The sequence below is a fragment of the Alteribacter aurantiacus DSM 18675 genome, from assembly GCF_000429705.1.
GTDB lineage: Bacteria > Bacillota > Bacilli > Bacillales > Salisediminibacteriaceae > Alteribacter > Alteribacter aurantiacus.
In genome coordinates this window covers 1-11,968 of record NZ_AUCJ01000012.1, presented here as the reverse complement: position 1 = coordinate 11,968, position 11,968 = coordinate 1, and the positions used below count along the sequence as shown (strand labels likewise).

Genomic DNA, 11,968 nt, shown 5'->3' with positions numbered 1-11,968 from the left:
CATGATTTTAGTTCTTGATGTAGGCAATACAAACGTTGCTCTAGGCGTTTACGATGGAAATAAACTTGTGCATCATTGGCGTATTGGGACCGATTTTCGTAAAACATCAGATGAATATGGGGTCCTTCTTGGCAGTCTTTTTTCTCAAGTTGGAATACACTATAAAGACATCCAAGGTGCGATGATGAGTTCTGTCGTGCCTTCGGTCATGTACGCTTTGATTCAAATGTGTAAAGACTATCTAAAGGTAGAACCAAACGTCGTTGGTCCTGGTATTAAAACGGGGTTGAACATCAGATACGACAACCCAAAAGAAGTAGGATCCGATCGTATTGCTAATGCAGTTGGTGGCATTAAAGAATACCAAAGTCCCCTTATCATTGTAGATTTCGGTACAGCCACGACATTTTGTTACATTAATGAGCATGCTCAGTACGAGGGTGGCACGATTACACCAGGTATAAAGATTTCGACAGAAGCGCTCTATACGCATGGGTCTAAATTGCCACGAGTCGAGTTGAATAAACCGAACGGGATTATTGGAAAGAACACGGTTCATGCAATGCAGGCAGGGATTATTTACGGCTATGTAGGACAAGTGGAGAAGATTGTAGAAGAAATAAAGAAACAGGCAAAGATGAATCCACATGTGATTGCAACTGGTGGATTGTGCAAACTGATTGCTTATGAAACACCGGTTATTGACCAGGTGGATCCTCTGCTTTCTTTAAAAGGATTAAAAGAAATTTATGAAAAAAACAATACACACTAGAATGGATAAGGAACGAAGGGAGTATGTTTGATATGTCGGATTACTTAGTAAAAGCATTAGCTTATGACGGAAAAGTGCGTGCCTATGCCGTACGCTCAACAGAAATGGTACAGGAGGCTGCGAGACGCCATGATACATGGAGAACCGTCACAGCAGCTTTAGGAAGGTCATTATCAGCCGCTTCCATGATGGGAGCCATGCTTAAAGGTGACGAAAAAATTACCGTAAAAGTGGAAGGTGACGGACCAGCTACACCGATTATTGTTGATGCCAACGCCAACGGTGAAGTAAGAGGATACGTGTCAAATCCTCACGTGGATCCTGAGAGAAACAGCCAAGGAAAGCTAAATGTGGCTGAGGTAGTAGGACGAAACGGCACAATTAGTGTTGTAAAGTATCTAGGACTGAAGGACAACTTTACAGGTAGTGTACCGATTGTTTCTGGAGAGCTGGGAGAGGACTTCACTTACTATTTCGCTAAATCAGAGCAAACACCGGCATCGGTAGGCCTTGGTGTAATTATCGATAAAGATGAGGTTGTCGCTGGCGCAGGCGGGTTTATCATCCAGCTTATGCCGGGTATTACAGATGATGTGATTGACGATATTGAGCACAAACTCAACACGATGGAGCCTGTTTCAAAGCTCATTCAAGACGGGCTGACGCCTGAAGAGTTACTGTTTACGATTCTTGGTAAAGATAATGTCCGCATTTTAGACGAAATGGGCGTCACGTTTCAATGCCAGTGTTCAAAAGAGCGTATCTCCAACGCCATCATGGGTCTAAACGAAGACGACATTAGCGCCATGATTGAAGAAGATGGAGGCGCAGAAACCCAGTGTCATTTCTGTAACGAAAAATATATGTTTGACAAGACCGATTTGCAAGACATTCTTGATGAAAAAAGAGCGGGTAACGAACCTCAGTAATGGGAAGGGGAGTATTGTAGGGAACGCGAAAACCGATGAGTGAGACCTCATAGAAAAGAGGAAGATGCCGATTCGACTTTTGTGGTCCCTTTAGACCGGGGACATCCTTAGTGTTACGTTGGCACAGATAAAGGGAAAATAATCCAACGTAACTATTGCCCGCAAGATTGGTTTTTGCTACGATGGTTTCAACACGATTAAACATAGAGAAATACTCGGGTATACCCAATACGAGGAGGAATCGTTGATGGCTAAAGTAGTGAACTCAATAACGGAACTGATTGGAGAAACACCTCTTGTTAAGCTTAACCGTTTGGTCACAGAAGATCATGCAGATGTGTACTTGAAGTTGGAGTTTATGAACCCAGGAAGCAGTGTAAAAGATCGTATCGCTTTATCCATGATTGAGGATGCAGAAAAAAGTGGACGATTAAAGGACGGGGACACCATTATTGAACCGACGAGTGGAAACACAGGAATCGGCCTTGCGATGGTGGCAGCCGCAAAAGGATACCGTACCGTTTTGGTGATGCCTGAAACCATGAGTATGGAACGGCGAAACCTTTTAAAAGCCTACGGTGCAGAGCTTGTCCTTACACCGGGACCTGAAGGAATGGGTGGCGCAATTCGTAAAGCAACTGAATTAGCCCGCGAACATGACTACTTTATGCCTCAACAATTTCAAAACGAAGCGAACCCGAAAGTTCACCGTGAAACGACGGGAAAAGAGCTGCTTGAACAGGTCGGCGATCAATTGGATGCCTTCATTTCAGGGATTGGTACAGGTGGAACGATTACAGGTGCCGGAAAAATATTGAAGGAGCGCTTTCCTGACTTGAACCTTGTTGCTCTTGAGCCTCAAGATTCACCGGTTTTGTCAGGTGGCAAAGGTGGACCTCATAAAATACAAGGAATCGGTGCAGGCTTTGTACCAGACATCCTTGATACAGAATTATACGATGAAGTAATGAAGGTATCGACGGAAAATGCGTTTGAGTATGCCCGCCGCGCAGCGCGAGAAGAAGGGATCTTAGGTGGGATCTCCTCTGGTGCAGCCATTTATGCCGCTTTGGAAGTGGCTAAAAAACTAGGCAAAGGAAAGAAAGTGGTTGCAGTGATTCCGAGTAACGGGGAACGCTACTTGAGTACGCCGTTGTATCAATTTGAAGGACATGAATAACGAGAAGTCCGGCAGGCGAAGAGCTTGCCGGATTTTTGTCGTTTTAAATGGGGCGTGGCAAGAGGGGGAGGGGAAAGTGATGGATAACGGGGGGAGTGATTGACAAATCAAAGTCGATGAAGAACGAGAGGAAGTCGATGAACAAATCCCAAAGTCGATGAAGATCCCGAGCAAATCAATCAACAAAACTCCCAACGTCCACGAACACCAAACCCAAGCTATTTCAATGCCCCCCCAAACCCCACCTCCACTTGCCCCACAAAAACCCCTCTCTAAACCAAGTTTCTACATATCTGTCCCTCACTGATGGAACAATACAGAGGAATCTGGATGATTGCAGTTCCGGCGGAGGCTACGTATAATGATGAACAAGTACAAAAGTTTCGGAAAAGAGTGATGCAGCAGTGGCGATTCAACGAAGAGCTGTGGGGCGATCCCGTAAGCTTACTCCTTTTAAAAAGAACTGGTTTCATACATTTACGACATTAGCCCGTTCGAGCGAACAATATATTCTTCTCGAAAGCGGTCGCGGAGGCCGATATTCCATCATTGGTGTAAATCCGTGGGCAGAGCTTAAAGGAAAAGACGATACATTGGTCATCAAGACAAACGAAGAGAAGGTTGAAAAATCCGGCCCACTTCTTGCAAATCTTGAACAGTGGCTGTCACAATACGTTACGGATAAAGTACCGGGACTTCCTGATTGCCAAGGAGGACTCTTTGGGTATGTAAGCTATGATTTGATTCGACAAATTGAATCAATCCCTACCCAGTCGGAGGACGATCTTCAAACCGACGACATACACTTCCTAGCCTTTGATGACCTATATATCCTGGATCACCAAGAAGACATATTTTGGATCATCACTCATGTGACTGATGAATCGGCAAAAGCGGAAGACGTGAAGTTGGACCAAATGGAGAACGCATGGGAGCTTGCAGCCCAAGAACCTGAAGACTGGTATAAAGAAAGAAGCACATTCGAAGCTGCTGGGTCTTCCATCCGAAGTTTTTCTGAACCGGCATTTATGACGGCAGTTAAACGAGTCCAAGATTACATTGCACAAGGAGACGTCTTCCAAGTAAACTTGAGTGTAAGAGAATCTCAAGGGCTCGCTTCACATCCTTTACACGTTTATGACTGTCTCCGTAAAATTAATCCATCGCCTTATATGGGGTACTTTGAAACGGGAGAGATTCAGCTCGTCAGTGCATCCCCGGAACTTTTGGTAAAAGTGAACGGAGAGGAAGTAAGCACAAGGCCGATTGCTGGAACGCGATCACGTGGACGAGATGAAGCAGAAGATCAGCGCTTGGCTGACACACTGATTAACAATGAAAAAGAGCGAGCAGAGCATGTGATGCTTGTGGACCTTGAGCGTAATGATCTTGGCAGAGTGTGTAGCTACGGATCCGTTGAAGTGGACGAGCTTATGGTAATCGAGAAGTACTCTCACGTGATGCATATTGTGTCCAACGTGAAAGGAACGCTTGCCAAAGGTCATTCCGTCTTTGATGTGATTGCAGCTACGTTTCCTGGGGGCACGATTACAGGGGCTCCAAAAATTCGAACGATGGAAATCATTGAAGAATTGGAACCGGTACGTCGAGGCGTCTACACCGGATCCCTCGGATGGATTGGTTTTAATGGAGACATGGAGCTTAACATTTCCATTCGAACGATGGTCGTTAAAGACGAGACTGCACATGTTCAAGCAGGGGCGGGAGTGGTTATTGATTCCGACCCGAAAGCAGAATACAAAGAATCATTGAAGAAAGCTAGAGCGTTATGGAAAGCAAAAGAGATGAGCGAAGATGAGTTGAGCCGAAAATTGAGTTTGAGCTGAGGAGGATTTTTAGATGATTTTAATGATTGATAACTACGATTCATTTACGTACAACTTGGTACAATATTTGGGAGAATTAGGTGAAGAGCTTGTTGTTAAGCGAAACGACAAGATTACGATAGAAGAAATAGAAGAGCTTAACCCGGCATTTATTATGATTTCCCCTGGACCGTGCTCTCCGAATGAAGCGGGAATCAGCATGGAAGCGATCAAGCATTTTGCTGGTAAGATTCCAGTCTTCGGTGTGTGTTTGGGCCATCAGTCCATTGCCCAGGTTTTTGGGGGAAAGGTCATTCGTGCGGAGCGATTGATGCACGGGAAAACGTCCGAAATTTATCATGATGAACAAAGCGTGTTCAAACATTTGCCTTCCCCTATGGTTGCTACCCGCTATCACTCCCTCATTGTTGAGCGTGAGTCGTTGCCGGACTGTTTTAAAATCAGTGCGCAAACGGAAGAAGGGGAAATTATGGCTATTCGTCATAAGACACTTCCGGTTGAAGGGGTGCAATTTCATCCCGAGTCGATTATGACGGCTGAAGGAAAGCAGCTTCTTAAGAATTTTATTGAACGATACAGGGAGTTTGAATACTCATGTTAATGTATTTGAATGGGCTGATTCTCCAAGAAGAAGAAGCGGTGATTTCCCCGTTTGATCATGGATTTATTTATGGAGTTGGTCTTTTTGAAACCTTTCGGACTTACAATGGTCATCCATTTTTGTTGGATGACCATTTTGCTAGGCTCCATCGCGGACTCGACCAACTTCGGATTGTGAAAGCCCCATACGATCGAGGGGAAGTCCTACATATTATCGAGAGACTGCTTGAAGCAAACGACCTTACTGATGCTTACTTTAGGTGGAATGTCTCTGCTGGAATAGCACCGGTGGGCCTACCATCGAAGCCATATACAAATCCTAATGTCATGGTCTTTGTAAAAGAACTTCCACAAACAAGGGCTAAAGAAAAGGCACTACACATCCTAAAGCAACCTCGAAATACTCCGGAAGGGCAAGAGCGCTTAAAATCCCATCACTATTTAAACAACATTTTCGGTAAGTATGAAATGGGGGAGAACCTTAAAGGCGAGGGCTTATTTTTAACGGAACATGGTCATGTAGCTGAAGGGCTAGTATCGAATGTCTTCTGGAGAAAAGGCGGAGATGTGTATTCGCCGAGCGTTGAGTGCGGTATTTTAAACGGCATCACGCGGCAGTTTGTAATTAATCTGTTCCGATCACTAGGCTATCACGTCCATGAAGGTCGCTATCTACTAGAGGCAATGCTTCAAGCTGATGAGGTCTTTGCGACCAATTCCATTCAAGAAATAGTGGCTGTTTCTGAAGTGGGGGAACATACATTCCCTGGCATGGGTGGGCCTGTGTATGAAGAGGTCACCAAAGCTTACACTAAGAAGGCAATGAAAAAGTTCGATCTTTAACTTTTTCATTGCCTTCGAAGCAATGAGCGTAACGGTTGCCTGTTTTGAAAGCCTGATACGAGTGGGTTTCTCGTATCAGGCGCGCAACCGAGTGGAGCCATTGCCATTCAAATAAAGGCACTGAAAAAGTTTGATCTTTAACTTTTTCAAAGCCTTCACTAATGAAGTTAGACCAAAGAGGTGATGAAAGGTGAGAAAGAAAAAAATAGAGCGGATTAAATGGGAAAATTATACATTAGATTTTTCCGAAAAGACGTATGTGATGGGGATCTTAAACGTCACCCCGGACTCTTTTTCTGATGGTGGCCAATATGACCGAAGTTCTCGCGCCGTTGAGCACGCTCTTTCCATGATTGAAGAAGGAGCAGATATCATTGATGTTGGAGGAGAGTCCACACGTCCGGGAGCCACAAAAGTAGGCGAAGAAGAAGAGATGAGGCGTGTGCTCGAGCCACTAAAGGAAGTTAGAAAACACGTGAACGCACCAATCTCAATTGATACATATAAGGCGAACGTGGCAAAAACTGCGATTGAAGCAGGAGCGAATATCATCAATGATGTATGGGGAGCGAAATATGATCCGGATATGGCAAAAGTGGCAGCGGCTTACGATGTCCCGATTATTCTCATGCACAACAGGGAAACACCACAATATAACGATTTGATGACCGATATTGTAAATGACTTGGAAGAGAGTATCCAGATTTGTTTGAGAGCTGGTGTGAAAGAGGACCGAATTATTTTGGATCCGGGTATCGGCTTTGCAAAAACCTATGAAGAGAACCTTCTCGTGATGCGTCATGTAAGTCGAGTAACAGACATGGGGTACCCCGTTTTACTAGGTACGTCGAGAAAATCGATTATTGCTAAAACCCTAGACCTCCCAGTGGACGAACGGATGGAAGGGACAGGAGCAACAGTTTGTTACGGAATTGATAAAGGGTGTGACATTGTGCGTGTGCATGATATTAAACCGATCAGCAGAATGGTAAAGATGATGGATGCGATGATCGGCAAGGGAGGATACAATGGATAACATTTATGTAACCGGTATGGAATTTTTTGCGTATCATGGTGTGTTTCCTGAAGAGAACAAGCTCGGACAACGATGGTATGTAGATGTGACATTAGGGATGGATGCAAAACCAGCTGGGACGACCGATGATTTGGACAAAACGGTTAACTATGCCGACGTCTATAACCATGTGAAAGATGTGATGGAAAGCGACCCGGTAAAGCTAGTTGAAACGTTATGCGAACGTATTGCTGCTCGGATGTTCGAGCACTTTGAAGTGGTGGAATCCTGCACAGTGAAAGTCATCAAGCCCGATCCGCCTATTCCGGGGCATTATGACAGCGTAGCAGTTGAAATTACAAGGGAGCGCCCAGAATGACAGATCAGCATGACGCTTATGTAGCGTTAGGATCAAACATTGGAGAAAGAGATGTATACCTGCATGGTGCCATCCAACAACTAGACGCACACCCAAACATTACTATAGTGAAAAAATCTTCCATATATGAGACTGATCCTGTAGGTTACACCGATCAAGCTGCCTTTTTAAACATGGTGATTAAACTTACTACGACACTTCAACCTCTTGAATTATTGGATGTACTCCAAGGAATTGAAGACACGCTCGGTCGTACAAGGGAGGTAAGGTGGGGACCTCGAACAATAGACCTTGACATTTTGCTCTATAATAAAGAAAATATTAAGTTGGAACGGTTACACGTTCCTCACCCAAGAATGTTTGAACGTGGTTTTGTATTAGTTCCATTATATGAAGTTGATCAGAATCTTCAATTTCCAAATGGACAAGATCTTCAACATTATGTACGTGACTTAACAGATAAAGAGGGTGTGCGAAAATGGAAGAGATCATCTGGGGCCGACGAATCCGCGCCTTTCGAAAGCTAAAAGGATATACGCAAGAGAGTTTTGCTAAAGAGCTTGATATTTCCGTATCTGTTCTTGGTGAAATTGAGCGGGGAAACCGTAAACCGTCCGATGAGTTGATTGCTTCTGTTGCAAACACACTTGGTATCACGATAGAAGAATTAACGTCGATTAAATAAAGAGGTGTACACCGTGCTTAAAATTGGTGATATCACGATGAAAAACCAAGTTGTCTTAGCTCCAATGGCTGGCGTTTGTAACCCGGCGTTTCGCCTTATCGCAAAAGATTTCGGCGCAGGGCTTGTATGTGCTGAAATGGTAAGTGATAAAGCGATTCTCCATAAGAATGAACGATCATTACAAATGCTATATGTGGATGAGCGGGAAAAACCACTCAGTCTTCAAATCTTCGGAGGGGATAAATCCACTCTTGTAGATGCGGCCAAAGTAGTCGACAAACAAACGAATGCTGACATTATTGATATTAATATGGGTTGCCCGGTTCCAAAAATTATTAAGTGTGATGCTGGAGCAAGGTGGCTACTCGATCCGGATAAAATATACGACATGGTTTCTTATGTCGTTGAAGCCGTCGATAAACCTGTAACGGTAAAAATGCGTATGGGTTGGGATGAAAATCACATTTATGCCGTTAAAAACGCCCAAATGATTGAAAAAGCTGGCGGAAGCGCAGTCGCTCTCCACGGTCGTACGCGAGTACAGATGTATGAAGGGGTAGCCAACTGGGATATCATTAAGGATGTAAAAGATGCCGTTACTATTCCTGTGATCGGAAATGGAGATGTCAAAACACCGGAAGATGCCAGGCGTATGCTTGATACAACAGGTGTTGATGGGGTCATGATTGGTCGTGCAGCTCTTGGTAACCCTTGGATGCTCTATCGTACCATTCATTATTTAGAGACTGGTGAAAACATTCCTGAACCTACACCGAGAGAAAAGATGGATGTGGCTATTCTCCATATGGATCGCCTCATTGAACTTAAAGGTGAAAGTGTAGCGTTAAGAGAAATGCGCAAGCACGCTTCATGGTACATTAAGGGCCTTAAAGGCGCAGGGCTTATGCGTGATAAAATTAACCAAGTTACGAAACGAGATGAATTGGCAGCGGCACTTGATGGTGTCGTAGAAGTCGTTGAAGCAAAAGAAAAAGAACGCATTGCCGAAATGGCTGGCGAACAAGCGGGTTAAGTTGACATTACAGGGGCATTTCCCTATAATACCTCATGAGATAAACGGAAACTGTCAGCCTAAGCTGGCAGTTTTCTTCATGATAAATAAAGGATGTCAGTGTGATTTCAATAGAAACCAAACTTATACAAATAGGAGATGGTGACGGTGAGTCAAGAGCTAGAACTAAACGACCAGTTACAAGTGCGACGGGAAAAAATGAAGGAAATGATGGACCTTGGTATCGATCCTTTCGGTAAACGATTTGAACGAACCCACACAGCTGACCAAATGTTAAAAGCGTATGACGAGTATTCTAAAGAAGAATTGGAAGAGAAAAGCTTTCCTGTGACATTAGCCGGGCGTATTATGACAAAGCGTGGAAAAGGAAAAGCTGGTTTTGCTCACGTTCAAGATTTGTCAGGACAAGTGCAAATTTATGTGCGTAAAGATGCTGTAGGCGATGATCAGTACGAGCACTTCAAAAAAATCGACATCGGCGATATCGTCGGTATTTCAGGAGAAGCGTTCAAAACAAAGGTAGGAGAACTATCAATTAAAGTGAAAGACTTTCAACTTCTTTCAAAAGCCCTTCGCCCGTTACCGGACAAATATCATGGTCTTAAAGATGTTGAACAGCGTTACCGTCAACGTTACCTTGATCTGATAGTGAACCCCGAAGTTCGTGACACGTTCGTACTTCGTAGCCGTATCATTCAATCGATGCGCCGTTACTTGGATAACAACGGATACCTTGAAGTAGAAACACCAATGCTTCATTCCATTGCAGGGGGAGCTTCGGCGAGACCATTTATTACTCACCACAATACACTTGATATGACACTATACATGCGTATTGCTATTGAGCTCCACTTGAAGCGCCTTATTGTAGGTGGATTAGAGAAAGTATACGAAATCGGACGAGTATTCCGTAACGAGGGAGTGTCTACAAGACATAACCCTGAATTTACAATGATTGAGCTATACGAAGCGTACGCAGATTACAAAGACATCATGTCCCTAACCGAGAATCTGGTCGCGCACATCGCTGAAGATGTTCTTGGCTCAACGACCGTTATGTATGGCGACCAAGAAATTGACTTGAAGCCGGAATGGACAAGAGTCCACATGGTTGATGCGGTTAAAGAACATACCGGCGTCGACTTCTGGAAGGAAATGAGCGACGGAGAAGCCCGAGCTCTTGCAAAAGAACACAATGTCCCTGTGAAAGAAACTATGAAATATGGTCACGTTGTAAATGAGTTCTTCGAAACATTTGTTGAAGAGAAGCTTATTCAACCTACATTTGTATATGGTCATCCGTTGGATATTTCTCCACTTGCGAAGAAAAACCCAGAAGACCCTCGTTTCACAGATCGCTTCGAACTCTTCATTGTTGGTCGAGAGCATGCGAATGCCTTTACGGAGCTTAACGACCCAATTGATCAGCGTGAGCGTTTTGAAGCTCAGCTTGTCGAGCGTGAGCAAGGAGACGACGAAGCTCATATGATGGACGATGATTTCGTTGAGTCATTAGAGTACGGGATGCCTCCAACAGGTGGACTAGGTATTGGTATTGATCGTCTTGTTATGCTCCTTACAAATGCACAGTCTATTCGTGACGTCCTTTTATTCCCACAAATGCGTCAACAATCTTCTGAAGAAGAGTAATTTCGTAAAGAATCGCACCTTTTGCCACTAGGCAGAAGGTGCTTTTTTGTTGCTTTGGCTTTGATTAACATCGGTATGGGCTTGAAGTGGAGATGGTAGGGTGTGAGGTTGAGGTGTGGTACGGGAAGGTGACGAGTTTAATCATCATCCTTAGAAGAAAGATTTTAGAGTAGGGAAGAGCGTGGGGCGGACCCGGTGGTAAGGGTAATAATCATTATAGGTTGAAAACTTTGTTTTGAATGTTCTTCTTTATAGAGTAGCTTTGCGAAGTGCTAGCGTAAATGCTTTCGATCTGATGAAACTGCAGGAGTGGTGATGGTTGAAAAAGTTGTCTTAAGGTGAAGAAGAGCATGGTATCTTCTTTTGTCGTGTTGAGAGTGACGGAGTATTGCTCTTTCCATGACCTCGTTGTATACTCAAACATGTTATTTAAAGGGGCACCCTCCCTTTTAAAATATAATGGATACAGGTAGATTGATCGGTTCATAATATTTTTGTTGTATTTTTTAATTTAGGGGTTGCGCTTTTGAAATAAACCATGGTATATTATTATTCGTCGCTGACACAACAACGTTTGTGGCAACAACGAAAAAAGAGAATCAAAAAAACTTTTCAAAAAGTGTTGACGCGAACTTCGCTACATGATATATTAGTTAAGTCGCCGAAAAACGACACCGAGAAAAGCTTTGACCTTTGAAAACTAAACAAAAAGCCAAGCGAAACGTGGGATAATGACACATTATCCCGTCAATAAAGCAAGACATGATGTCAGAGACATCAAACTTTCTATGGAGAGTTTGATCCTGGCTCAGGACGAACGCTGGCGGCGTGCCTAATACATGCAAGTCGAGCGGACTGATGGGGAGCTTGCTCCCCTGACGTCAGCGGCGGACGGGTGAGTAACACGTGGGCAACCTGCCTCACAGATTGGGATAACTCCGGGAAACCGGGGCTAATACCGAATAATCAAAGGAACCGCATGGTTCCCTTGTAAAAGTTGGGTTTTACCTAACACTGTGAGATGGGCCCGCGGCG

At 44.1% G+C, this 11,968-nt stretch carries 12 protein-coding genes and 1 rRNA gene; all 13 read left to right on the top strand.

Features of this window, described 5'->3' with window-relative positions; genetic code table 11:
* The first annotated feature begins 1 nt into the window (after position 1).
* Positions 2-772, top strand: a complete 771-nt coding sequence (locus G476_RS0102270; RefSeq protein WP_026688673.1) for a type III pantothenate kinase — start codon at positions 2-4, stop codon at positions 770-772.
* A 32-nt stretch (positions 773-804) separates the two neighbouring features.
* On the top strand, positions 805-1,701 hold the full coding sequence (gene hslO, locus G476_RS0102265; RefSeq protein WP_026688672.1) for an Hsp33 family molecular chaperone HslO: 897 nt from the start codon (positions 805-807) through the stop codon (positions 1,699-1,701).
* Positions 1,702-1,948: 247 nt separating this feature from the next.
* Entirely contained in the window at positions 1,949-2,881 is a 933-nt protein-coding gene (gene cysK / locus G476_RS0102260) for a cysteine synthase A (RefSeq protein WP_026688671.1), read from the top strand.
* Between the two features lie 404 nt (positions 2,882-3,285).
* Positions 3,286-4,728 carry an aminodeoxychorismate synthase, component I gene (gene pabB / locus G476_RS0102255; RefSeq protein WP_425387203.1) on the top strand — a complete coding sequence of 481 codons (1,443 nt, stop codon included), beginning with the start codon at positions 3,286-3,288 and terminating at the stop codon, positions 4,726-4,728.
* A 13-nt stretch (positions 4,729-4,741) separates the two neighbouring features.
* Positions 4,742-5,329: an aminodeoxychorismate/anthranilate synthase component II gene (gene pabA, locus G476_RS0102250; RefSeq protein WP_026688669.1), complete on the top strand. Its 588-nt coding sequence runs from the start codon at positions 4,742-4,744 to the stop codon at positions 5,327-5,329.
* On the top strand, positions 5,323-6,171 hold the full coding sequence (pabC, locus tag G476_RS0102245) for an aminodeoxychorismate lyase (RefSeq protein WP_026688668.1): 849 nt from the start codon (positions 5,323-5,325) through the stop codon (positions 6,169-6,171). Before pabA ends, pabC begins: the two co-directional genes overlap by 7 nt.
* A gap of 262 nt (positions 6,172-6,433) precedes the next feature.
* A complete protein-coding gene (gene folP / locus G476_RS0102240) occupies positions 6,434-7,207 on the top strand; it encodes a dihydropteroate synthase (protein WP_084405576.1) in 774 nt (257 codons plus the stop codon).
* A complete protein-coding gene (folB, locus tag G476_RS0102235; RefSeq protein ID WP_026688666.1) occupies positions 7,200-7,565 on the top strand; it encodes a dihydroneopterin aldolase in 366 nt (121 codons plus the stop codon). Before folP ends, folB begins: the two co-directional genes overlap by 8 nt.
* On the top strand, positions 7,562-8,092 hold the full coding sequence (folK, locus tag G476_RS0102230) for a 2-amino-4-hydroxy-6-hydroxymethyldihydropteridine diphosphokinase (protein ID WP_026688665.1): 531 nt from the start codon (positions 7,562-7,564) through the stop codon (positions 8,090-8,092). Before folB ends, folK begins: the two co-directional genes overlap by 4 nt.
* Positions 8,044-8,250 carry a helix-turn-helix domain-containing protein gene (locus G476_RS0102225; protein WP_026688664.1) on the top strand — a complete coding sequence of 69 codons (207 nt, stop codon included), beginning with the start codon at positions 8,044-8,046 and terminating at the stop codon, positions 8,248-8,250. The genes folK and G476_RS0102225 overlap by 49 nt, the downstream gene beginning before the upstream one ends.
* A 13-nt stretch (positions 8,251-8,263) precedes the next feature.
* Entirely contained in the window at positions 8,264-9,283 is a 1,020-nt protein-coding gene (dusB, locus tag G476_RS0102220; protein WP_026688663.1) for a tRNA dihydrouridine synthase DusB, read from the top strand.
* A 138-nt stretch (positions 9,284-9,421) separates the two neighbouring features.
* Entirely contained in the window at positions 9,422-10,933 is a 1,512-nt protein-coding gene (gene lysS, locus G476_RS0102215; RefSeq protein WP_169720867.1) for a lysine--tRNA ligase, read from the top strand.
* Positions 10,934-11,718: 785 nt separating this feature from the next.
* Positions 11,719-11,968, top strand: a 16S ribosomal RNA gene (locus tag G476_RS0102205); the annotation flags it as partial.

Excerpts from the sequence above, each read along its gene's own strand:
- G476_RS0102270 (WP_026688673.1), top strand. The coding sequence starts at position 2 with ATGATTTTAGTTCTTGATGTAGGCAATACAAACGTTGCTCTAGGCGTT.
- hslO (WP_026688672.1), top strand. The coding sequence starts at position 805 with ATGTCGGATTACTTAGTAAAAGCATTAGCTTATGACGGAAAAGTGCGT.
- cysK (WP_026688671.1), top strand. The coding sequence starts at position 1,949 with ATGGCTAAAGTAGTGAACTCAATAACGGAACTGATTGGAGAAACACCT.
- pabA (WP_026688669.1), top strand. The coding sequence starts at position 4,742 with ATGATTTTAATGATTGATAACTACGATTCATTTACGTACAACTTGGTA.
- pabC (WP_026688668.1), top strand. The coding sequence starts at position 5,323 with ATGTTAATGTATTTGAATGGGCTGATTCTCCAAGAAGAAGAAGCGGTG.
- folP (WP_084405576.1), top strand. The coding sequence starts at position 6,434 with ATGGGGATCTTAAACGTCACCCCGGACTCTTTTTCTGATGGTGGCCAA.
- folB (WP_026688666.1), top strand. The coding sequence starts at position 7,200 with ATGGATAACATTTATGTAACCGGTATGGAATTTTTTGCGTATCATGGT.
- folK (WP_026688665.1), top strand. The coding sequence starts at position 7,562 with ATGACAGATCAGCATGACGCTTATGTAGCGTTAGGATCAAACATTGGA.
- G476_RS0102225 (WP_026688664.1), top strand. The coding sequence starts at position 8,044 with ATGGAAGAGATCATCTGGGGCCGACGAATCCGCGCCTTTCGAAAGCTA.
- lysS (WP_169720867.1), top strand. The coding sequence starts at position 9,422 with ATGGTGACGGTGAGTCAAGAGCTAGAACTAAACGACCAGTTACAAGTG.